23 protein-coding genes are annotated in these 22,472 nt (G+C 32.7%); 1 reads left to right on the forward strand and 22 read right to left on the reverse strand.

Translation table 11 applies throughout. The features are described 5' to 3' along the window. Positions 1-243: 243 nt before the first annotated feature. The 8 genes from FH144_RS04215 to ccpN form a co-directional block, all read right to left on the reverse strand. Complete coding sequence (locus tag FH144_RS04215) at positions 244-1,134, reverse strand: deoxyribonuclease IV (protein WP_242314125.1); 891 nt, start codon at positions 1,132-1,134, stop codon at positions 244-246. A 9-nt stretch (positions 1,135-1,143) separates the two neighbouring features. Continuing rightward, positions 1,144-2,490 (reverse strand): DEAD/DEAH box helicase, encoded by a 1,347-nt coding sequence (locus FH144_RS04220; protein ID WP_242313886.1) that lies wholly within the window; start codon positions 2,488-2,490, stop codon positions 1,144-1,146. Positions 2,491-2,534: 44 nt separating this feature from the next. Beyond that, positions 2,535-3,635, reverse strand: coding sequence for a Nif3-like dinuclear metal center hexameric protein (locus FH144_RS04225; RefSeq protein ID WP_242313888.1), 1,101 nt, complete (start codon positions 3,633-3,635; stop codon positions 2,535-2,537). Beyond that, a complete protein-coding gene (locus FH144_RS04230) occupies positions 3,625-4,314 on the reverse strand; it encodes a tRNA (adenine(22)-N(1))-methyltransferase (protein WP_242313890.1) in 690 nt (229 codons plus the stop codon). Before FH144_RS04230 ends, FH144_RS04225 begins: the two co-directional genes overlap by 11 nt. Positions 4,315-4,610: 296 nt before the next feature. Further along, complete coding sequence (gene rpoD / locus FH144_RS04235; protein ID WP_107508139.1) at positions 4,611-5,717, reverse strand: RNA polymerase sigma factor RpoD; 1,107 nt, start codon at positions 5,715-5,717, stop codon at positions 4,611-4,613. Positions 5,718-6,022: 305 nt separating this feature from the next. Continuing rightward, positions 6,023-7,831, reverse strand: coding sequence for a DNA primase (dnaG, locus tag FH144_RS04240; RefSeq protein WP_242313892.1), 1,809 nt, complete (start codon positions 7,829-7,831; stop codon positions 6,023-6,025). A 60-nt stretch (positions 7,832-7,891) separates the two neighbouring features. After that, positions 7,892-8,707 carry a pyruvate, water dikinase regulatory protein gene (locus tag FH144_RS04245; protein ID WP_242313894.1) on the reverse strand — a complete coding sequence of 272 codons (816 nt, stop codon included), beginning with the start codon at positions 8,705-8,707 and terminating at the stop codon, positions 7,892-7,894. Between the two features lie 11 nt (positions 8,708-8,718). Further along, positions 8,719-9,342, reverse strand: a complete 624-nt coding sequence (gene ccpN / locus FH144_RS04250) for a transcriptional regulator CcpN (RefSeq protein WP_242314127.1) — start codon at positions 9,340-9,342, stop codon at positions 8,719-8,721. A gap of 334 nt (positions 9,343-9,676) precedes the next feature. Here ccpN and FH144_RS04255 point away from each other — a divergent pair, with 334 nt between their 5' ends. Then, positions 9,677-11,068 carry a glycine--tRNA ligase gene (locus FH144_RS04255; protein WP_107508143.1) on the forward strand — a complete coding sequence of 464 codons (1,392 nt, stop codon included), beginning with the start codon at positions 9,677-9,679 and terminating at the stop codon, positions 11,066-11,068. A 102-nt stretch (positions 11,069-11,170) separates the two neighbouring features. Here FH144_RS04255 and recO read toward each other — a convergent pair whose 3' ends face one another. The 14 genes from recO to dnaJ form a co-directional block, all read right to left on the reverse strand. Then, positions 11,171-11,926, reverse strand: coding sequence for a DNA repair protein RecO (recO, locus tag FH144_RS04260; protein ID WP_242313896.1), 756 nt, complete (start codon positions 11,924-11,926; stop codon positions 11,171-11,173). A 33-nt stretch (positions 11,927-11,959) separates the two neighbouring features. After that, positions 11,960-12,859: a GTPase Era gene (gene era, locus FH144_RS04265; RefSeq protein ID WP_242313898.1), complete on the reverse strand. Its 900-nt coding sequence runs from the start codon at positions 12,857-12,859 to the stop codon at positions 11,960-11,962. Next, complete coding sequence (gene cdd / locus FH144_RS04270; protein WP_242313900.1) at positions 12,860-13,264, reverse strand: cytidine deaminase; 405 nt, start codon at positions 13,262-13,264, stop codon at positions 12,860-12,862. Positions 13,265-13,284: 20 nt separating this feature from the next. After that, complete coding sequence (locus FH144_RS04275; RefSeq protein ID WP_242314129.1) at positions 13,285-13,629, reverse strand: diacylglycerol kinase family protein; 345 nt, start codon at positions 13,627-13,629, stop codon at positions 13,285-13,287. Beyond that, positions 13,625-14,086 (reverse strand): rRNA maturation RNase YbeY, encoded by a 462-nt coding sequence (gene ybeY, locus FH144_RS04280; protein ID WP_242313902.1) that lies wholly within the window; start codon positions 14,084-14,086, stop codon positions 13,625-13,627. Before ybeY ends, FH144_RS04275 begins: the two co-directional genes overlap by 5 nt. After that, positions 14,087-15,034: a PhoH family protein gene (locus FH144_RS04285; protein WP_107508552.1), complete on the reverse strand. Its 948-nt coding sequence runs from the start codon at positions 15,032-15,034 to the stop codon at positions 14,087-14,089. A gap of 322 nt (positions 15,035-15,356) precedes the next feature. Continuing rightward, positions 15,357-16,046 (reverse strand): hypothetical protein, encoded by a 690-nt coding sequence (locus FH144_RS04290; RefSeq protein WP_242313903.1) that lies wholly within the window; start codon positions 16,044-16,046, stop codon positions 15,357-15,359. 19 nt (positions 16,047-16,065) lie between these two features. Then, complete coding sequence (gene floA / locus FH144_RS04295) at positions 16,066-17,052, reverse strand: flotillin-like protein FloA (protein WP_242313905.1); 987 nt, start codon at positions 17,050-17,052, stop codon at positions 16,066-16,068. Between the two features lie 18 nt (positions 17,053-17,070). Continuing rightward, complete coding sequence (locus FH144_RS04300; protein WP_277953132.1) at positions 17,071-17,715, reverse strand: NfeD family protein; 645 nt, start codon at positions 17,713-17,715, stop codon at positions 17,071-17,073. 220 nt (positions 17,716-17,935) lie between these two features. Further along, complete coding sequence (rpsU, locus tag FH144_RS04305) at positions 17,936-18,112, reverse strand: 30S ribosomal protein S21 (RefSeq protein WP_000048060.1); 177 nt, start codon at positions 18,110-18,112, stop codon at positions 17,936-17,938. Between the two features lie 133 nt (positions 18,113-18,245). Further along, entirely contained in the window at positions 18,246-19,592 is a 1,347-nt protein-coding gene (gene mtaB, locus FH144_RS04310; protein WP_242313909.1) for a tRNA (N(6)-L-threonylcarbamoyladenosine(37)-C(2))-methylthiotransferase MtaB, read from the reverse strand. A gap of 5 nt (positions 19,593-19,597) precedes the next feature. Continuing rightward, on the reverse strand, positions 19,598-20,350 hold the full coding sequence (locus tag FH144_RS04315; RefSeq protein WP_277953129.1) for a 16S rRNA (uracil(1498)-N(3))-methyltransferase: 753 nt from the start codon (positions 20,348-20,350) through the stop codon (positions 19,598-19,600). 1 nt (position 20,351) lies between these two features. Continuing rightward, a complete protein-coding gene (prmA, locus tag FH144_RS04320) occupies positions 20,352-21,290 on the reverse strand; it encodes a 50S ribosomal protein L11 methyltransferase (RefSeq protein WP_242313914.1) in 939 nt (312 codons plus the stop codon). A 3-nt stretch (positions 21,291-21,293) separates the two neighbouring features. Continuing rightward, on the reverse strand, positions 21,294-22,424 hold the full coding sequence (gene dnaJ / locus FH144_RS04325) for a molecular chaperone DnaJ (RefSeq protein ID WP_107508557.1): 1,131 nt from the start codon (positions 22,422-22,424) through the stop codon (positions 21,294-21,296). Positions 22,425-22,472 lie beyond the last annotated feature (48 nt).

The following is a 22,472-nucleotide window of genomic DNA, read 5'->3' on the forward strand; positions in this document are numbered from 1 at the left end:
GGTTAATACTATACCGTTATCTTCTAAATTTGTAAATAGTAACGTTTACGACTTGAATTTGATATATTACTAGTTTTAAAGAAGACGCGACGTTAATATTTCGCGCCTTATGAAAGTAATAAGCGCTTTTAGTTTGGCCGCTTTTATTTACTTAATCGTTAATAGCTTTAATTTCTTTTCTAATACTAAGAAACCCGGTACATTCATTATAAATGTCCAGGTTTCTAAATTTTATATAATCATTTATTGTTGTAAAATCTTGTCTTTTAAATCAGCATCAAATTTTTGAGCTTTAAGCATTTCAATTTCAAACTTGTATGGTGGCTTTTTATTCTTTTTATCTTCGCCTACATATGGTGTTTCCAATATTTTTGGAATATCTTTAAATGAATTATGATGGACAACATAATTTAAAGCATCGAATCCAATATGACCAAAGCCGATATTTTCGTGACGGTCTTTATGCGCACCTTGTTCATTTTTACTATCATTAACATGTACCACTTTGATACGATCTAAACCAATAACTTTATCAAAGTGATTTAACACTCCATCGAAATCCTCTTTAATATTATATCCGGCATCATGAGTATGACAAGTGTCGAAACAAATAGAAAGTCTATCATTATGAGTCACACCATCAATAATACGTGCAATCTCTTCAAAACTACGGCCCACTTCTGAACCTTTACCTGCCATTGTTTCTAATGCGATTCTAACATCGTTATCGTGCGTTAAAACTTCATTTAAGCCTTTAATGATTTGTTCAATCCCTTTATCGGCACCAGCGCCAACGTGAGACCCAGGATGTAAAACAATATCTTTGGCACCAAGTGCTTGAGTTCTTTCAATTTCATTTTGTAAAAAATCTACGCCTAATTGGAATACTTCAGGTTTAGTAGTATTAGCAATATTAATAATATAAGGAGCATGAACTACAATATTTGAAAGTCCATAATTCTTCATTGCTTCATGACCTTTTTCGATATTTAAATCTTCAATACTTTTACGGCGTGTATTTTGAGGGGCACCTGTATATATCATAAATGTAGATTCACCAAAGCGATGTGCTTCTTCAGCTGAACCTTCAAGCATTTTTTTACCACTCATAGATACGTGAGAACCAAGTAGCATTTTATTCACCTATCCTTTTTTATTATTTTTACGTTGTTGACGGTTTTGACGTTTACTATATTGTTTACGTTCTTGGCGTTTCATTCGATCAACTTCTTGTTTAAATTTCTTTTTATATCCTGGTTTAACTTTATTTTTAGTTTTACTACGTACTTTATGTTTAACTTCATTAGTTAAATGATCATCTTTTCTTTCACGCTTACGTCGAGCATTATGAGCTTTGATCGGTGATAATTCACCGTTTTTCACATCCACATTTTCAAAGTGATATCCTTTATTTTCTATTAAAGATATATTGTGCTCTTCATCGGGACTATATAATGTAATAGCGACACCTTTATAGTTGCCTCTTCCTGTACGTCCAACTCTATGCGTAAAGAAGTCAATATCATTAGGTACATCAAAGTTTATCACATGGCTTACACCTTCGATATCAATACCGCGAGAAGCTAAATTACTTGCGATAACATATTGAAATTCTAAATTACGAATTCGTTTCATTTGTTGTTTACGTTCTCTAGGAGTTAAGCCACCGTGAATCATTCCAACTTTAATACCAGCTTGATTTAATGAATTAGTTAATTCGTTTGCGCTATCTCGACTATTACAAAATACGATACATAAATACGGGTTGAGAATATCAATTAACTGAAGTGTTTTATCAACTTTTTCTGTACCTTTAGTAGGAATTAGATAAAATTCTATATTTCTTTTATTGTGAGTTTTAGAATCCACAACAACAAATTCTGGATTATTTAAATATTTATTTAAAAATGGTTGTAATGATTTAGGAATGGTAGCACTAAATACTGCGATATGCGCACTATCATCAAGACGTGAAGCAATATGATCAACATCTTCAATAAGTCCTAGGTCAATCATTAAGTCTGCTTCATCAATAACGAGATTTGAAGCTAGATGAGCATGTAAGTGACCACTTTGAGCAAGGTCATTGATACGCGTAGGTGTACCAATAACTAGTTGTGGTTGATAATTAGTACGTTGTCTGTCTTTCTCAATATCAGTACCACCAATAAATAAACTTACTTTTACATCAGTTTTAAATTTAGCTAAGTGGCTCGCTGCTTGGAACAACTGTTGAGCTAATTCTCTTGTAGGAGCAACTACAATGGCCTGTGGTTCTTTTATCGTTGTATCTATTAAATCTAATAAAGGTAATAAGAATGCATGCGATTTACCCGTACCAGTTTGTGATTGTCCGATTAAATTTGTTCCTTTTTTAATTCTCGGAATAATTCTATTTTGTATTTCAGTTGGTTTTTCAAAATTTAGATCTTTAACTGCATCTATTAATGTAGCATCTAAATTAAATAATTCGAATGGGTGGTTTGCCATTAAATTGGCCTCCTTTAATATCCTCTTTAGAGGTTGAAAATAATTTATAAATAATTGAATGGATCAGTATTAATATCTGATGATTCAATTTTGAAGTTGGTACTATAGTCGAATAACCATTGATGTAGTAAGTCTTTAAGCCCATCTTTCATGACATATTCACTATAGTGGTTAATATCTAATAAATTGATACCATTAGTTTGAGCATCTAAGGCATCATGATGTTTAATATCACCTGTTATAAAAATATCAGCGCCCTTTTTAAAGGCAAGTTCTTCAAAGCCTATACCAGCTCCGCCAATAATAGCTACTTTACTAATCATTGCATTAGTATCCCCCGTAAAACGAACACTTGGAATTTGTAGTTGAGATTTAACTTGCTTAACAAATTCTTTAATTGGCATAGGTTTTTTCAATTCGCCTAATTTTCCAAGACCATAATTTGCTTCTCTTGTCATTTCGATAAAATCGTAAACGGGTGTCTCATAAGGGTGATTTTTTATAATTGTTTTTTCGGTTAACATACGTTGATGATGCTCAATCATAAATTCAATTTTAACTTCATTAACATATTCTATACTGTCGATTTGTCCAATATGAGGATTAGCTGCTCCCACGGGTTTAAATTGGCCTCTTCCTTCTGATTCAAAGAAACAATACTCATAATTACCTTCTTGAGCTAAACCTACTTGATTTAGTGCATCTTTGAAAGATTCGACATTTTCTTTCGGTATATATGTTTGTACTTTATAATAAGTTTCTTGGTTTGTATTTAAGAACTTAATATTATGGAGGTTTAGTTTTTGAGCAAGCATTTCATTAACGCCATCTACGTGATTATCAAGGTTGGTATGCAACGCAATCAATTGAAGATCGTTAGATATAATTTTACGAATAAGTTTACCATAACCATCGTCTGTTATTGATTTAACCCCTTTGAAAATAAGCGGGTGATGTGCCACGATAGTATTATAGCCTTTCATTATTGCCTGATCTACTATCGCATCTGTACAGTCTAAAGTAGTTAATATACCGGTAATTTCGGTGTCATTACTACCAATCAATAAGCCGACGTTATCCCAGCTTTCGGCAGTATGTAAAGGAACATTTCTATCTATAATTGACATTAATTGTTTAATCTTCATTAACAAGCACCTCTTTAATTAAATCCATTTCACTTTCTATCTCTTTAAGTCTCTCATGATGCACTTCAGAATTCAATTGTTTGCGGATATGCTCTAAGGCATTTAATTCTCGACGCCATTTCTTATAAAAAATTTCAGTTCTATTTTTGAGAAGTTCAGGTCCGAATTTTAGTTGTTTTTTAGTTAGTTTTTTAATATTATCAGTAAATTCGCTAACTACTATCTCATACACATGGCCTTTTTCCTCCATAATTTCTTCAGCGATGATGGTATAGTTTAAAGATTCTAGAGTTTGTCTAAGAACTTCAGTTTGAATATTACTCTGTAAAATTAAACGAGGTTTATTTGAAAGACGAGATTTTCCTTCTCTCAAAATTTTAGCGATTAATGGACCGCCCATACCACAGATTGTTATATTTTGAACATTATCCTCTTCTCTTAATACACTTAGCCCATCACCTAGCCGAACATTAATTAAATGGTTGAGTTGATGTTCATTAACGTTTTTCTCTGCCGCCTCAAAAGGACCTTTAATTACCTCGCCAGCAATAGCACGAGAACATAAATTATTTTCAATAGCATATATCGGTAAATAAGCATGATCAGATCCAATATCAGCCAATGTATGAGGTGTAAGATAACGGCTTACATGTGTTAATCTTTGATTTAAAGTTACCATAGCTAACTCCTTTATTTATAAAAATAGACTGGGACAATAAAGTGTCTCAGTCTAAGTATCGTTTAAGCAAAATAAAGCTAAATTAATAAGTAAACGTAATAAAATTTAAGACTGGTTAGTATTGGAATTAATATATTGATTTGTTCTAAAAAGCATTTAAAGTCTTCTAACAAGATTTACGATAACTGTTATTGCGATTAGGATAATTAATATAGAATTCCACCTAATCACTCGAATCTTCTTAAGTCTATAATGCTTTTGTGCTAAACTCTTTCAAACCTAACCGTCTACTAGGATTAATCCATGAAATCTTTAAGTCGTTTACTACGACTTGGATGTCTAAGTTTTCTAAGGGCTTTCGCTTCTATTTGACGAATACGTTCTCTTGTAACACCAAATACTTTACCCACTTCTTCTAGCGTTCTAGTTCTACCGTCATCTAAACCAAATCTTAAACGTAATACATTTTCTTCACGATCAGTAAGCGTATCAAGTACATCTTCTAACTGTTCTTTTAGTAATTCGTAAGCAGCATGGTCAGAAGGACTTTGAGCTTCTTGGTCTTCGATGAAATCGCCTAAATGGCTGTCATCTTCTTCGCCAATTGGTGTTTCAAGTGATACAGGCTCTTGGGCAATTTTAAGGATTTCGCGAACTTTTTCAGGTGGTAAATCCATTTCTTCACCAATTTCTTCCGGTGCAGGATCACGGCCTAAGTCTTGTAATAATTGTCTTTGAACACGAATCAATTTATTAATTGTTTCTACCATGTGAACTGGGATACGGATAGTACGTGCTTGGTCAGCAATTGCTCTTGTGATTGCTTGTCTAATCCACCAAGTAGCATAAGTAGAAAATTTAAATCCTTTATTGAAGTCGAATTTTTCTACTGCTTTAATAAGCCCCATGTTACCTTCTTGGATTAAATCTAAGAATAACATGCCACGGCCTACGTATCTTTTAGCAATACTTACAACTAAACGAAGGTTTGCCTCAGCAAGACGTGATTTAGCGATCTCGTCCCCTTGCTCAATACGTTTAGCTAATTCGATCTCTTCTTGTGCACTAAGAAGATTTACACGACCAATTTCTTTTAGATACATTCTAACTGGGTCGTTGATTTTTACACCTGGAGGGGCACTTAAGTCATTAGGGTTTAATTTTGCATCAGTATCTGAGCTATCCTTCTCATTCACTAAACTAATATCATTGTCATTTAATTGATCAAAGAAATCGTCCATTTGATCAGAATCTATATCGAAGTTTTGTAGCTTTTCAGCTATTTCTTCGTGGCTAAGATGACCTTCCTTTTTACCTTTTTCAATTAATTGTTTTTTAACATCTTCTAATGTTAATGTCGGATCAATTGTTTGTTTTTTAATTTTAACTTGGTTATCAGACATGAAAAGGCCTCCCAATTTTAATATATGCTTTCAATCAAGAAATTAATTATATAATATTACAATATAATAAGAAAAGTATAGAGAATTTCTATAATAATTCTAACATGTTAAAAAATATTATTATATATTCTGTAATAAACTTAATTTCGTTAAGTTGATTTGTATTTGATTAATATACAGTATATTCCATATTTACCCATTAAAAGCGCATAATAACCATTATACAATAATGGTTATTAAATAGGAATACTATAATAAAAGTTCTTTAATACTTTATAGCTTAAAAGTAAGCTATACAAATGAGCCTACATTCGTTGTTTGTTTTTATTAACAATTTGTTGTAGGTAATATTTCTGTAATTCAATATCTCCAATTCTCGTGGCTTCACGGAGCTTATGATTTAATTCCTCAATTGAGTCATCAAATTTTGATTCATTTATAATGTCTATATAGTCTTCAATTTCACTGTCATAAGGTTCTTCGTTCATATCATAATTATCAAGCGTAATAAGCGCTTCTCTAAGATCATCATTATCCGTGTAAAGGATAATATCACTAATCATATATTGGTCATTTTCAGCATAAAATTCTTGCAAAACATTAAATATACGCTTGAAGAAATTATTTGTAAAATCATCATTCTCTAATTGTTTTTGATAATTTAAAAATAAATCTTTGTCGTTCATAAAATGTTTAAGCAATGCTCTTTCAGCCTTTTCATGTTTAGATAGGTTAGTAAATAAGCTTACTGTATTTTGAGCACTATCGTAATAGTTACCTTCATCTATATAGCTATCAGGAAAGTATGATTCGTTAGGGATGTTTTGTTGTGCAACATCACCATTGAGCGTTCTAGGATCAATATTGAAAATGTCTGCTACATCTCTAATAACTTTATTTTGTAATATTGAAGATTTCATCAACGCAAAATCATGTGTGATTTCTTTTAAGTATTTTTCATAAGCTAAATCATTATTATTAATTTCATCTTTATGACGATTTACTTTATATATAATGAAGGATTTCTTCTCATTATTAACAAATTCTAAAAATTTATCTTTACCATATTTAGCAATATACTCGTCAGGATCCATATCTTTAGGTAATTGTACTACAAAGACATTTAATCCCTGTTGCAGCATATGTTGACCTGTTTTCATCGTAGCTTCTTGACCAGCAAAATCACCATCAAACATTAACGTAACATTTGTAGCTAGTTTCTTTAAGACTGTAATATGTTCATCTGACAACGCAGTACCCATACTAGCTACTACTGATTTCAAGCCAGAATCATCTGCTTTGATGACATCCATAAAGCCTTCTAATAAAACAGCCTCATCGTTCTTTCGGATAGCCTTTCTAGCATTATCGAGATTGTATAATAGTCTTCTTTTTTGAAAAATAGGCGTTTCAGGACTATTCAAATATTTAGGTTCTTGGTTATTATAGGTTCTACCAGAATACCCTACTATTCTTCCTTGCGCATTTCTAAGTGGAAACATGATGCGGTCTCTAAAACGGTCATAATAGCTAAAGTTCTCTTCATTTCGCGACAGTAAACCTGCTTCATAAGCTAGCTCAATATCATAACCTTTATTTTGTAAAAAATCATGACAGAAATGAGAGTTATTAGGCGCATAACCTATGCCACGTGATTTGATTAAAGATTCTGAGAAACCACGTTGTGTTAAGTAATTTAAAGCTTCTTCGCCTTCAACTGATTTCATCAAGGCATATTGATAATACTCTTGAATCAATTCATGCATTTTAATCATATTTAAATCATCAGAAGCAATTTGAGTTGATTGCTCAGCTGAATTACCAACGTCAACAGAAATATTGACACGTTCACCTAATTCCTTCACAGCTTCCACAAATGAAATGTCTTTAATGTCTTGTATAAATTGAAAGACATTTCCACCTTTTTTACATCCAAAGCAATGACAAATTTGTTTATCTTCAGAAACTGTGAAAGAAGGCGTTTTCTCATCATGAAAAGGACACAAACCTATGTAATTGCGTCCTCTTTTTTCTAATTTGACGTATTCACTTACTAAATCTAAAATATCCGTCTTATCTTTAATTTCATTTATTACTGACTGTTCGATACGCAAAATAAATCACCTATTAAATATTAATTATAATATTATACCTTCCTAAAGTAATAATTGAAATTATTTTGCTTGTTGCTCTATAAGATGTATCACGTCATTAGCGGTTTCTTCAATAGCTTTGTCTGAAACATCTATAACAGGACAACCAATTCGTTCAACTATCTCTTCAAAATAGCTAATTTCTTCTTTTATACGAGCCTCATTAGCATATCTAGCAGAATCACCTAAACCCAATTGTTTTAAACGTTGTTTACGTATACGATTCAGTTTCTCTTCACTTATTCTTAGAGCTATACATTTAGAAGGATCAATTTCAAATAAATTCTCAGGAGGAGTAACTTCAGGTACTATTGGTACATTCATTACCTTATAACTTTTATGTGCTAAGTATTGAGATAATGGCGTTTTGGAAGTTCTTGAAACCCCAATTAATACAATATCAGCTTTTGGCAATCCTTTAGGGTCTTTACCGTCATCATATTTTACAGCAAATTCAATTGCATCAATTTTTCTGAAATACGCATCATCTAAACGATGCACTCTACCAGGCTGGTTATATGGGTTTTCATCGTAAGCTTCATTTAATATATTCATTAAAGGTCCCATAATATCAATTGATTGTAGATTGTATTCTTTAATTTTTTGTTGCATATAATTTTTAATATCAGATTTAACAAGGGTGTAAACAATGATTGCTTGTTTGTCATGCGCAACTTGAATGACCTCATCAATATTTTCAAATGATTCAATATATGGGTATCTTAAAAACTCATGTTTACATTCTTTAGGATTAAACTGTGAAACACAAGCTCTCGCTACTAATTCAGCAGTTTCACCAATTGAATCAGAAGCAATGATTATCTTTATATTTTCCATCGATGTACCACCTATTCTTTAAATAATGAGACAAATACTTTTGTAATAGTAGTCTTTGAAATTCTGCCTATAACTTGAAATTTGTCATTTTCTTTCTTTCTAATTAAAGGGATTGAATCTATCTCTTTTTCTATCATTTGATCAGCTGCATAAATCACTAATTCATCTTCTGTTAAATAAGTTAAGTTAGGCATACGTGACATATTTACACTAATAGGCATAGTGTGAATATCTTCCCCAATCATAGAAGCACGTAATAAATCTTTTCTAGAACATACCCCGATAAAATCATTATCATCATTTATTATAAATAATGTACCAGCATCTTCTAAAAAGATTGTGCATATCGCGTCATAAACCGTCATGTCTTCTTTAACTACTACAGGAGGAGACATATAGTCTTTAACTACATATTGACGTAACTGATCACTCATCAATTTGTTTTTTGATTTACCTGAGTAGAAATAACCTACTCGAGGTCTAGCTTCTAAAAAACCAGACATAGTAAGGATAGCTAAATCAGGTCTAAGTGTTGCACGTGTGAGCTCTAATTTTTCGGCTATGTGTTCACCAGTTATTGGGCCGCCTGTTTTAACAATTTCAATAATTTGTTGTTGTCTTTTACTAAGTTCTATAGGTCTTCACCCCTTTTAAATTCATATCTATTATACCTATTTATCTATCTCCCTACAAATACGTATAAATCCTTGCTAATAAATAATGAATGAATTAAACTATTGTTAAGCGAGTTAAGGATGGTGTAAGCTTAACAACTTATTTTGGCATATTAAATAATTTTATAAAAGTGAGTGGCTACACTAATTTGGGTGGAACCGCGGGTTAAATTAGGTATAAACTATATATTTTAGATATATAGCTTAATAAATCAACTCGTCCCAAGATGATAATAAGTGTTTTTACATTTATTTATTGTCTTGGGGCGTTTTTCTATTAAAAAGGAGAGATTATATGGTTAAAGATATGGATACAATTGTATCATTAGCGAAACACAGAGGTTTTGTATTCCCTGGTAGTGATATCTATGGCGGTTTATCAAATACATGGGATTACGGTCCTCTAGGTGTAGAATTAAAAAATAATGTTAAAAAAGCTTGGTGGCAAAAATTTATTACTCAATCACCATATAACGTTGGTATTGATGCAGCAATTTTAATGAATCCTAAAACTTGGGAAGCATCAGGCCACTTAGGTAACTTCAATGATCCTATGATTGATAACAAAGATAGTAAAATTCGTTATCGTGCTGATAAATTAATTGAAGATTATATGCAAAATGAAAAAGGCGATGAAAACTTTATCGCAGATGGTTTAAGTTTTGATGAAATGAAACGTATTATTGATGATGAAGGTATTGTATGTCCTGTAAGTGGTACAGCAAATTGGACAGATATCCGTCAGTTCAATCTTATGTTCAAAACATTCCAAGGTGTAACTGAAGATTCTACAAATGAAATCTTCTTACGTCCCGAAACTGCACAAGGTATTTTTGTAAACTATAAAAATGTACAACGTTCTATGCGTAAGAAATTACCATTCGGTATAGGTCAAATTGGTAAATCTTTCCGTAACGAAATTACTCCAGGTAACTTCATTTTCAGAACTAGAGAATTTGAACAAATGGAATTAGAATTCTTCTGTAAACCTGGTGAAGAAATCGAATGGCAAAATTACTGGAAGACTTTTGCTAGTCAATGGTTAAAAGACTTAAATATTAATGAAGATAATATGCGTTTACGTGATCATGATGAAGAAGAATTATCTCATTACTCAAATGCAACTACTGATATCGAGTATCGTTTCCCATTTGGTTGGGGCGAACTTTGGGGTATAGCTAGTCGTACTGACTTCGACTTGAAAAAGCATAGTGAGCATTCTGGTGAAGATTTCAAATATCATGATCCTGAAACAAATGAAAAATATGTACCTTATTGTATCGAACCATCACTTGGTGCAGACCGTGTAACGTTAGCATTCTTATGTGATGCTTATGATGAAGAAGGCGTTGAAGGAAGTAAAGACGCACGTACAGTAATGCACTTCCACCCTGCATTAGCACCATATAAAGCTGCTGTATTACCTTTAAGTAAAAAATTATCTGAAGAAGCAATTAAAATCTTTGAACAATTAAGTTCTAAATTTGCAATTGACTTTGATGAGTCTCAATCAATTGGTAAACGTTACCGTCGTCAAGATGAAATTGGTACACCATACTGTATCACATTTGATTTTGACTCATTAGAAGATAATCAAGTAACAGTACGTGACCGTGACTCAATGGAACAAGTCCGCATGCCAATTGCTGAACTTGAAACATTCTTAGCTGAAAAAGTTAGTTTCTAGGTCATCATTATTATCATTAACTCTATAACTTTAAAAAGTTAAATAAAGCTCTCTTCAATTGTTTTCACATTGAAGAGAGCTTTATGTTTATATTAGATAAAATTATTCATTTCCTAGTCTTTTAAGTTGATTGATTAACTTTTGACTCTTGAAATACATTCCAGCATATTCTTTATAAAGTAAAATGATTAGCTCTGACATTTCATCTAAAATATCCTGACTAATATTGAACTGATTCATTTTAGTTATAGGTAATTTTTGAAGGATATCTAATAAATAGAATGTTTTATTAGATATTCGAAAGGCATACGGGTCTTTCATTAATTGATCCTGAGATATTGTGCCGTCATATCTAAAGCTATAGGCAACTAGTTTAGATTGATCTTCATCTCCTGAAATTGCACAGTGATCAAAGAAAGCCGTAAAACCAAAACGGCTCATACATTTAAGTAGTACAATTATTGACATTAATTGAGCAGAATCCCCTCTAGATATATTCTCCAAAGAAAAATGTAATAATTGATAATGATATGGCGAAACTTCATCTTGTTCCATTGAACGATCAATCACTTCTGCACATAAAGTTGCGTAACTACTATTAAAAATATCTAAACGTAAGTCATAATATTGATTAATGACATCAATAGAATTTAATGTACCCATGCCTTTCCATTTATTATAAATAAATAAGCCATACACAAATAATTGCGTATGGGCTTGTAAGCCGGTTTTAGATTTTTTAGCACGTCTCACCATTAATGGAATTTTAGCACCATGCTCATTTAAGACAGTAATAATTTTATCAGATTCACCATAATCGACTGATTTAATAATAATTCCTTTTTGCTTATCGAGCATTCATCCCACCGGCTTTCTTTCACATAATCAATATTAATCTTGGTCTTCAATATAACCCATTTGACGAATAAAGTTAACTTTATTGCGCCAATCTTTTTGAACCTTAACCCATAGTTCTAAGTACACTTTTGAACCTAAGAGCATTTCAATATCACGTCGAGCTCTTTTACCTACTTCTTTTAATTTCTTACCGCCTTTACCAATAACGATACCTTTTTGCGAATCACGTTCTACAAATATAGTAGCTTCTACTCTCACACGGTCTTCGCTTTCTTTCACCATTCTATCTACGTTAACCCCTATTGCGTGAGGGATTTCTTCGCTTGTTAAATGCAATATTTTCTCACGAATAATTTCACTAACCACGAATTGTTCAGGATGGTCAGATATCTGATCATCTGGATAATATTTAGGGCCTTCTGGTAAATATGTTTTAAGCACATCAATAAAGTGATCTACATTAAGACCTTCTAACGCTGAAATAGGTACTATTTCAGTGAAATCCATATATTCTTTATATTGTTCAATTCTTGGCATTAAGGCATCTGGATGCACTAAATCAATTTTATTTAAGACTAAAAATACTGGCGTTTTCACATTTTTTAACATTTCAATAATATATTCATCGCCACGTCCAATTTCTTCATTTACATTTACCATAAACATAATAGCGTCAATTTCAGATAATGTATTTTTAGCTACACGCATCATATAGTCGCCTAACTTGTGTTTAGGTTTATGAATACCTGGCGTATCTAAAAAGATGATTTGGGCATCTTCTCTAGTCATAACACCTTGAATTTTATTACGTGTTGTTTGAGATTTATCAGACATAATTGCTATTTTATGACCAATCACTCTATTCATAAATGTTGATTTTCCAACATTTGGTCTTCCTATAATTGAAACAAATCCTGACTTATGTTCTGTCATTTATTCTAAATCCTTTCCTGAAAAGCCGTATGGCAATAACTCAGCCACTGTTGACTCTAATAATTCGCCTGTATGATTTGTCATATAAACCGGCATGTCATCATCACATAATTCTTTTAACACTTGTCTGCACGTACCACAGGGAGAAGATGGTTTATCAGCATCAACAGTAATTGTAATTGATTCAAACTCTCCTGGGCGATAACCTTCTGAAATCGCAGCGACTAAACTTGATCTTTCCGCACAAATACAAGAAGGATATGCTGCATTTTCAACATTAGCTCCATAAAATGTACGTCCATCTTTAGTTATTAAATATGCACCCACATTGAATTTACTATATGGTGCATAGGCACGCTTTTGGGCTTCTTTCGCTTCTAAAAAATAATGTGATTGATAACTCATCTATTATATCCCCTTTTCCCCTAAAAAATATGTGGTATAAAAACAATTAGTCCAATAATTGATGCTAATATTGAAACTAATAACACACTAAATGCTGCGATATCTTTAGCTTGCTTAGCCAGTTCATGATACTCCATAGTTACTAAATCTACGACACATTCAATAGCAGTATTCACAGCTTCTAATGTTAACACTAAAAATATTGCTAATAATATAAACATCCATTCAATACTATTTAAATTGAAAACGAATCCTAAAACAATAGTGAGTATTGCAATAATAATATGCAGTATATAATTATGATCTTTTAGAAGAAGTGTTTTAAAACCATCGAAGGTATGTTGAAACCTTTTAAAAAGTTTAATCTCTTGTCAGTCCATATGCATTTAATATAGTGTCTTGACGGCCAAACATTCTTTTTTCATCTTCTTCATTCATGTGATCATAGCCTAATAAATGTAAGAAACCGTGTAGAGATAAGAAACCAAGTTCACGTTCGAAGGAATGCCCATACGATTCTGCTTGTTCTTGAGCTACATCCGTACAGATAATAATATCGCCAAGCACTCTTGGCATATCTAATCCAGTAATCTCAGGTTCATCTTCTTCTAAAGCAAATGAAATAACATCTGTAACTTTATCTTTGTCTCTATACATTCTATTAATTTGTTGGATTTCTTCTTTATCTACAAATGTAACAGAAAGTTCAGCATCCTCTTTGATGCCCTCTTGTTCTTTGGCGAAAGTAAGGAGTTTATCAATTTGTTGATACCAATCTTCCTTTACTAATTCAGTGTGATCATTAAAATCAATTGTAAACATTTAGATATCTCCTTCATAACGGTCAATGATTTTACTAACTAATGGATGTCTTACAACGTCACTTTGGTCTAATTGCATAATAGTTATACCTTTCACATCTCGTAGTTTTTTAACGGCTTCTTTTAAGCCACTCTTAACCCCTTTAGGTAAATCAATTTGAGTTTGATCTCCTGTAACTACCATTTTCGAACCAAAGCCTAATCTTGTTAAAAACATTTTCATTTGAGCATGTGTTGTATTCTGAGCTTCGTCTAGTATAACGAATGCATCATCGAGCGTACGACCACGCATATATGCTAAAGGTGCAATTTCAATGGTACCACGTTCAATGAAACGCGCAGTTTGTTCTCTGCCTAGAACAGTATTCAAACCATCATATAAAGGTCTTAAGTAAGGATCTACTTTCTCTTTTAAATCCCCTGGTAAGAACCCTAGTGATTCTCCGGCTTCTACTGCTGGACGTGTTAAAACGATACGTTTAACATTTCCTTTTCTTAATTGTTTAGCAGCATAAACCACAGCTAAAAATGTTTTACCTGTTCCAGCTGGCCCAATACCGAATACTAAATCATTTCTTTTCATAGCATTCACATATAAACGTTGACCCATTGTTTTGGCACGTATAGTTTTACCAAATGCATCCTTAGTAATTTCTTCGTCATATAAATCTAATAGATATTGAATTGTATCATTTTGAGCCATTTTTATTGCGGCTTCAACATCTTTTAAAGTAACTGTATTTCCTAATTCAATTACCTTCAATAAATTTTTTAGAACTAATTCTGCTTTTTCAACATGCTCTAATACTTGTCCTTTAACAGCGATTTCTTGTCCACGAGCATGTATCTCAACATCAAATGATTCCTCAATAGCTTTTAAGTGTTCATCATTATTTCCAATTAAAGCTTGAGAATGATTGATGTCTTCTATTTGAATTATTCCAGGCATATAAGCGCTCCTTTTCACTAATACAAAGTTATATATTTCAATGTAAATTGGTTATTAATTCACATATGTAATAATTTGAAAATGAGTAATCAAATTTAGCAAATGATTCTCACTAAAACAAGTATATATTAAATTATAGTAATAACGTCTTCCATATAAATTTTACTAAACAATGCTTAAGTATACAAATTTTATTGATTTATAGGGCTTGTTAGTTGTAAATATCATCGTATAGTTATTTAAATAAAAGCTTAATTTGCATATTAAATCAAAAAAGCCTAGAAATCTTTCACTAGGAAAGTTCTAGGCTTCGCCAATATAACTATAATTGCTTTGGTTTATTCAATATTTCTTGCCATATGACGCCATTAATAACTGGATCGCTATCGAATTGTAGCTTTTCATGGGTCATATTTTGCTCTATATTCTTGCTATTAAGCAATTGCTTTAATTTGAATCGTTTAGTACGTTCGGATAAGTTTTTGTCATTAATAATTGAACGGGCTCTGTTTTCAATATGAGTAAGTTGCTTCTCTTTTTCTCTATCAATTTCAGCTCGAACGTTATATAGATTATCGACTAACTCTGATTCCAATTCTTTTTGTAATTTTTGACGTTCTTGGTCACTACCGCGAGTTGAGTTTGTTTGTCTAGTCTGACGGTCGGTATGACGTTGAACAGTTCTTTGTGAACGTTCTAATTCTTCAGAAGATTGTTCCTCTAAAATTTCCCTTTCAAGTTGTTGGTCTTGATAAACGGATTTTTTGTTTTTAGGAACTTCTTTTCTTTTTTGAGAAGTTGTTTCATCATCTGAAAATCCCTTCTCTAATTCGCTAAAAGCTTCTTCAATTTGTTCGAAAAACCCTTTTTGTTGCTTGGGCTTTTGATTAGGTGAAGTAGCTTTACGTTGAGGTGGACGTTGGTTCTGACGTTGCTCATGACTTTTATCACGTAAAGCACTAACACCTGAAATAATGATAGATATTATAAATATGATAATACCTATATTCATTTAATCACCCCCTTATCGTTTACTCTGGTGATTCATCGTCATTTTGTTCTGAACGTTGATTAATGGCGTTTCTCATTCCTGTATCGGCTTCAATATTTTTCAAGTTATAATAATCTTTAACGCCAATATTACCTTTACGTAAAGCTTCAGCCATTGCAAGTGGAACTTCAGATTCTGCTTCTACTACTTTAGCGCGCATTTCTTGAACACGAGCTTTCATTTCTTGTTCTGAAGCTACAGCCATTGCACGACGTTCTTCTGCTTTAGCTTGTGCAATATTTTTATCAGCAAGTGCTTGTTCAGTTTGTAAGTCAGCACCGATATTTTTACCGATATCTACATCGGCGATATCAATAGATAGGATTTCAAATGCTGTGCCTGAGTCTAATCCTTTACTTAACACTGTTTTAGAGATGTTATCTGGATTTTCAAGTACTTGAGTATGGTGTTCACTTGAACCGATAGTTGAAACAATACCTTCACCAACACGAGCGATAATTGTTTCTTCACCCGAGCCACCGACTAAGCGTGAAATGTTCGCACGTACAGTAATTCTTGCTTTGGCTTTAACTTCGATACCGTTCATAGCCACACCAGTTATAAATGGCGTTTCAATAACTTTAGGATTTACTGACATTTGAACAGCTTCTAATACATCACGGCCTGCTAAGTCAATCGCAGCAGCACGTTCGAATGGTAAATTGATGTCTGCACGTTGAGCAGCAATGTTAGCATCGACTACTCTGTCTACATTACCACCTGCTAAATAGTGAGACTCTAGTTGATTAGTTGTTAAGTTCAAACCAGCTTTATGTGCTTTGATTAATGGACCAATCACTTTACGTGGGGAAACACGACGTAATCTCATACCTACTAAAGTACCAATACCTACTTTAACGCCAGCAGCTATTGCAGATATCCAAAGTCCTACTGGTACAAATGAGAATAAAATTAATAATGCTATGACAATAATGACAGCAATTATGATAATACCTATTCCAAACATTAAATCGCTCCTTTATAATTATTCAATTTCTCTAACTATAACTCTTGTACCTTCAACTTCAAGAATTTTAACTTGCTTATTTCTAAGTATGAATGCACCATCAGAGACAGCATCAATTCTTTCATTATCTAGGGAAATAATTCCTGCTGGTCTAAGATCAGTTATAGTTTGTGCTGTTTGTCCTATTAAGTGAGAACGGTCATCGTGAGATCTATAACCTGCTTCTGCATTCGTTGAATCTTTTAAAACGACTTTATCTAGAAATGGAATTTTACGTTTGAAAATTTTCACCAATATCACCCATTCAATAATAGCTAGAATAGAAGCAATCACTACATTCATTAACATTAATAATATGTTATCTCCAAGCATAATTATACTTAATACAATTAAAGTGATTCCTATGATTCCAATAATAGCTCCAATTACAAATAATTCAATAATAACCAGTATCGCACCAACGAAAAATAAGAGTACAGATACTAAGTTAACATCGCCACTTACTAGGAAACCTAAAAATAGAACTAAAAGTGCAAGACTTGCAATAATACCCATAAGATTTACTCTTTTCGAGTATAATTGATAGAGAAAGCCTAAAAAGATAATACAAGTCAGTATTAAGGAGATAAGTGGGCTAGTAATAATATCGGATAATTGGTTCATCCATGTATTAGTAGATAAAATCGAATTGAAAATGATATGTATCGCATTAAAATAGTTCACAATTTCACCTCGCTCTCAATTTCGATTATACATTAATATATAGGGAGTTTATAGTGTTAGAATAATATCTTTAAAAAGAAAAAACTCCCGATTAGTTTACACTAATCGAGAGCATATTTATAATTAATATTCTTGTTGAGGGAGTCAACAGAGCTATTAATTATTTGAATTTACGTTTACGTGCAGCTTCTGATTTCTTTTTACGTTTAACACTTGGTTTTTCGTAAAATTCACGTTTACGTACTTCTTGGATAGTACCACTTTTAGATACTGAACGTTTAAATCTACGTAATGCATCTTCTAGTGATTCATTTTTACGTACTACTGTTTTAGACATCTGTATTTCCCTCCCTCCAAATATCAACGAAACTTTAAAGTCATTAGTCGCATAGTGCTATATGACTATGCTTTACTTAGTATAATATATGAAATAATTATGGTCAATTGCAAATCTTTATAATTTTAAAAATTTATAATAGTACACCTTGTTCTGATTTATTAGTTGCATGGTCTACTACTCTAATAGCATTACCAATATTAATTGGATAATCAGCTTTTAAGATTTTAACTTTTACAATTTGGCCGATTAATGATTCATCAGCTTCAAATTCCACTTTCATATAATTATCAGCATAACCTACTAATGTGCCTTCTTTTTCGTCTGCTTCTTCTGGAATGACTTCTAACACTTCATTTTCAAATTTAGAAGCATAGTCTTTAGCAAGTTGATCACTTAATGCAATCAATTTATGCACACGTTCATTTTTAATCTGTTCATCAATTTGGTCATCCATACGTGCTGCAGGTGTACCGATACGTGATGAATAAGGAAAAACATGTAACTCTGAAAATTTATGCTTAACAATAAAATCAAATGTTTCTTGGAATTCTTCTTCAGTCTCACCTGGGAAGCCAACAATGACATCGCTAGTAATAGCTAAGTCTGGTAATGCATCATGTAATTTCGTTAATCTTTCAGAGAAATGTTCCATAGTATATTTTCTTCTCATACGTTTTAACACTGTATCAGAACCTGATTGCAATGGTACGTGTAAGTGTCTAACAACTTTATTGGATTGTTTTAAAACGTCGATGACTTCATCAGTAAGTTGACTAGCTTCGATTGATGAAATTCTAATACGCTCTAAGCCATCAATTTCTTCTAAATCTCTTAACAGTTGTGCTAAGTTGTAATTTTTTAAATCTTGGCCATATCCACCAGTATGAATACCTGTAAGAACGATTTCTTTATATCCTGATTGTACTAGTTGAGTTGCTTGTTCTACTACTTTTTCAGGATCTCTAGAACGCATTAATCCACGTGCCCATGGAATTATACAAAACGTACAGAAATTGTTACATCCTTCTTGAATTTTAAGAGACGCTCTAGTTCTATCAGTGAAATAAGGAACATCTAATTCTTCATATGTACGGTTCTTCATAATATTTCCAACACCGTTAATCGGTTGACGTTCTGCTCTAAACTGGTCAATATAGTCTAATAATTTATATCTATCTTGTGTGCCGACAACGACATCTACTCCAGGAATTTCCATAATTTCGGCAGATGATGTTTGTGCATAACATCCTGTCACACAAACTACTGCATCTGGATTTTGACGAATCGCTCTACGTATAATTTGTCTACTTTTTTTATCGCCAGTATTAGTTACGGTACAAGTATTGATAACAAAGACATCTGCATTTGTTTCAAAGTCTACTCTATCGTAATCTGCTTCTTTAAATAATTGCCAAATTGCTTCAGTTTCATAATGGTTAACTTTACAACCTAATGTGTGAAACGCAACTGTTGACATGAAATTCACCCCATTAATTCTTTTTCAAAACTTATAGCACTCAATGCGTAAAGCGGTGCTGTTTCTGCCCGTAAAATTCTTGGACCTAAGCCAACATTTGTACTTACATCTTTGAAGGTTATGATTTCTTTTTCAGAAAATCCACCTTCTGGCCCAAATATGATTAATATGCGATCGTTAGTCTTAAATTGTCTCAAAGCATCCTTGAACAAGCTAATTTCCCCACGTTTCGCTTCATCTTCATATGCTAATAAAATATAGTCATAATGACTAATAGTATCATAAATTTTATTTAAATTCGACTCGAATTTAATATGAGGAACGATTAAACGATAACTTTGCTCAGCTGCCTCTTTGATAATTTTTTGCCAACGTTCTAACTTCTTCTGAGTTTTGTTAGGTGGTAATTTGGCAACAGATCTATCCATTTCTACAGCGATAAATTCTGATGCACCCATCTCTGTAGCCTTTTGAATCATCCATTCATATTTATCGGATTTTATTAATCCACTACAAATTGTAATATGCATAGGTAATTCGGTATTTATATCTAACTTTTGAATGAGTTTAAGTTCAATTTCTTGAGGTGTAATTTGCGTAATCTCAGTTGTATAAACTTCTTTGTTTTTGAAAGTTACGATAACCTTATTACCAACTGAATTTCTCATTACATTCGTTATATGATGTATATCTTCCTTATTTGTTATAAAAAAACGCTGATCTTCATCAGCGTTTTGATCTATAAAGTACCTTTGCAATTTATTCACTCACTTTCTGACCAACGATGCATACCCAACCGTTGTCATGATTGATTGATACTATTTCAAATCCTACACGCTTCATGTGAGATAGAATTTCTTCATGTTTTTCTTCAATTATACCAGAAGTAATAAAATAGCCTTCGTTATTTAAAGTATTATATGCATCTTCAATCATATCATCAATAATATGAGCTAAAATATTTGCGATTACAATATCAAATTTTTCAGTTTCATCTTGCAATAAATTTCCTGGCACAGCTTCAATTGAATCTTCACAATTATTTTTTCTAAAGTTTTCTTTAGCAACATTTACAGCCATTTCATCTATATCGAGTGCTTTAATTCTCTTAACACCTATTAAGTGAGAAGCGATACTCAATATTCCAGAGCCTGTACCTACATCAATCACTGAGTTTTGAGGAGATACATAATGCTCTATTGCTTTTAAACACATACTCGTTGTCGGATGGTCACCTGTTCCAAATGCCATTCCAGGGTCTAATTCGATGCATAATTCTGCATCTGTTTCTTTAGTATAGTCTTCCCAGCTAGGAACGATTGTAAATCTCTTTGACGCTCTAAAAGGATGAAAGTAGTTTTTCCATTCGTTTGCCCAATCTACTTCTGCGATAGTTTTTTCAGAAAAGTTCACCATATCAGTGTCAATTCCTTCTAGTGATAAAATTTGATTCTCTAATTTATCTCTGAATTGAGACGAATAAGTTAAATCATTGAAATAAGCTTTTAATCTAACGCCTTGTTCAGGATAGTCCTCTTTTTTCAATTCATAAATTTCGCCAAATTTATCTGCAGGTTGATTGATTAAATCATGAGAATCTTCTATAACTACACCGTTTGATCCATTATCTTCGAGTATATCAGTTACTAAAGGCTCAACTTCATGGTTAACTACAATTGAAAGTTCTGTCCAGTTCATCATTTATTCTCCTCTAAAAAATTTGCGTGCTTTATCTTTGAAATTAGAAGGTTGTTCTTCTAAAGTTTCCCCACTAATTTCTGCAAATTCTCTCATTAGTTCTCTTTGTTTATCTGTAAGTTTAGTTGGTGTAACCACTTTAATGTTAACAAATAGATCACCGTGACCGTAACCATGAACATTTTTGACACCTTTGTCTTTTAAGCGGAACTGTTTACCTGTTTGTGTGCCTGCAGGAATAGTTAACATGACATGCCCTTTAAGTGTTGGAACTTTAATTTCGTCACCTAATGAAGCTTGTGGGAAACTAACATTTAGATTGTAATATAAATCATCGCCATCACGTTCAAATTTATCTGAAGGTCTAACACGGAATACTACATATAAATCACCGTGTGGTCCACCATTTTCTCCTGGTGTACCTTCGCCTGCTAAACGAATTTGTTGATCGTTATCGACACCTTCTGGAACTGTTACTTCTAGTTTAACTGTTTTATTTTCTGTACCTTTACCATGACAAGTTGGACATGGTTCTTCAAACTCTTGACCAGAGCCATCACACTTAGGACAAGTTTGTTCAGTTCTAACTCGGCCTAAAATAGTATTTTGTTCTACTGAAACATGGCCTGCGCCGTTACAATAACTACAAGTTTTCTTACTAGTGCCAGGTTTAGCGCCATCACCATTACATGTGTGACAAGTGACGTCTTTACGGATAGATATTTCTTTTTTAGTTCCAAAGACTGCTTCTTCGAATTCTAATGTCATTGTATATTGTAAATCATCGCCTTTACGTGGCGCATTAGGATCTCTTTGACGTGAGCCACCGAAGAATGAACTAAATATGTCTTCGAATCCGCCACCAAAGCCACTGAAATCTTGGCCGCCAAATCCTTGGCTTCCGAAGCCACCTTGCGGACCTTCGTGACCAAATTGATCATAATTAGCACGTTTATTGTCATCACTTAGTACTTCGTATGCTTCAGAGATTTCTTTGAACTTCTCGTCGGCACCTTCTTCTTTATTAATATCAGGGTGATATTTTTTTGATAATTTACGGTAAGCTTTTTTTATTTCATCTTTTGATGCGCCTTTGCTAACGCCTAAGACTTCATAATAATCTCTTTTAGCCAATTTCATCTCTCCTTTTAAAGCGGTATTTTTATGAGCATCTCCAAGTAT

Source organism: Staphylococcus sp. acrmy (assembly GCF_022690565.1).
Taxonomy (GTDB): Bacteria; Bacillota; Bacilli; order Staphylococcales; family Staphylococcaceae; genus Staphylococcus; species Staphylococcus caledonicus.

Coding starts and splice junctions, on each gene's coding strand:
- FH144_RS04255 (WP_107508143.1), top strand. CDS start 9,677: ATGGTTAAAGATATGGATACAATTGTATCATTAGCGAAACACAGAGGT.
- recO (WP_242313896.1), bottom strand. CDS start 11,926: ATGCTCGATAAGCAAAAAGGAATTATTATTAAATCAGTCGATTATGGT.
- FH144_RS04220 (WP_242313886.1), bottom strand. CDS start 2,490: ATGGCAAACCACCCATTCGAATTATTTAATTTAGATGCTACATTAATA.
- FH144_RS04290 (WP_242313903.1), bottom strand. CDS start 16,046: ATGAATATAGGTATTATCATATTTATAATATCTATCATTATTTCAGGT.
- mtaB (WP_242313909.1), bottom strand. CDS start 19,592: ATGTCAACAGTTGCGTTTCACACATTAGGTTGTAAAGTTAACCATTAT.
- rpoD (WP_107508139.1), bottom strand. CDS start 5,717: ATGTCTGATAACCAAGTTAAAATTAAAAAACAAACAATTGATCCGACA.
- rpsU (WP_000048060.1), bottom strand. CDS start 18,112: ATGTCTAAAACAGTAGTACGTAAAAATGAATCACTAGAAGATGCATTA.
- FH144_RS04225 (WP_242313888.1), bottom strand. CDS start 3,635: ATGAAGATTAAACAATTAATGTCAATTATAGATAGAAATGTTCCTTTA.
- prmA (WP_242313914.1), bottom strand. CDS start 21,290: ATGAACTGGACAGAACTTTCAATTGTAGTTAACCATGAAGTTGAGCCT.
- FH144_RS04300 (WP_277953132.1), bottom strand. CDS start 17,715: ATGAACCAATTATCCGATATTATTACTAGCCCACTTATCTCCTTAATA.
- ybeY (WP_242313902.1), bottom strand. CDS start 14,086: ATGTTTACAATTGATTTTAATGATCACACTGAATTAGTAAAGGAAGAT.
- cdd (WP_242313900.1), bottom strand. CDS start 13,264: ATGAGTTATCAATCACATTATTTTTTAGAAGCGAAAGAAGCCCAAAAG.
- FH144_RS04285 (WP_107508552.1), bottom strand. CDS start 15,034: ATGCCTGGAATAATTCAAATAGAAGACATCAATCATTCTCAAGCTTTA.
- FH144_RS04215 (WP_242314125.1), bottom strand. CDS start 1,134: ATGCTACTTGGTTCTCACGTATCTATGAGTGGTAAAAAAATGCTTGAA.
- FH144_RS04245 (WP_242313894.1), bottom strand. CDS start 8,707: ATGGAAAATATAAAGATAATCATTGCTTCTGATTCAATTGGTGAAACT.
- FH144_RS04230 (WP_242313890.1), bottom strand. CDS start 4,314: ATGGTAACTTTAAATCAAAGATTAACACATGTAAGCCGTTATCTTACA.
- floA (WP_242313905.1), bottom strand. CDS start 17,052: ATGTTTGGAATAGGTATTATCATAATTGCTGTCATTATTGTCATAGCA.
- era (WP_242313898.1), bottom strand. CDS start 12,859: ATGACAGAACATAAGTCAGGATTTGTTTCAATTATAGGAAGACCAAAT.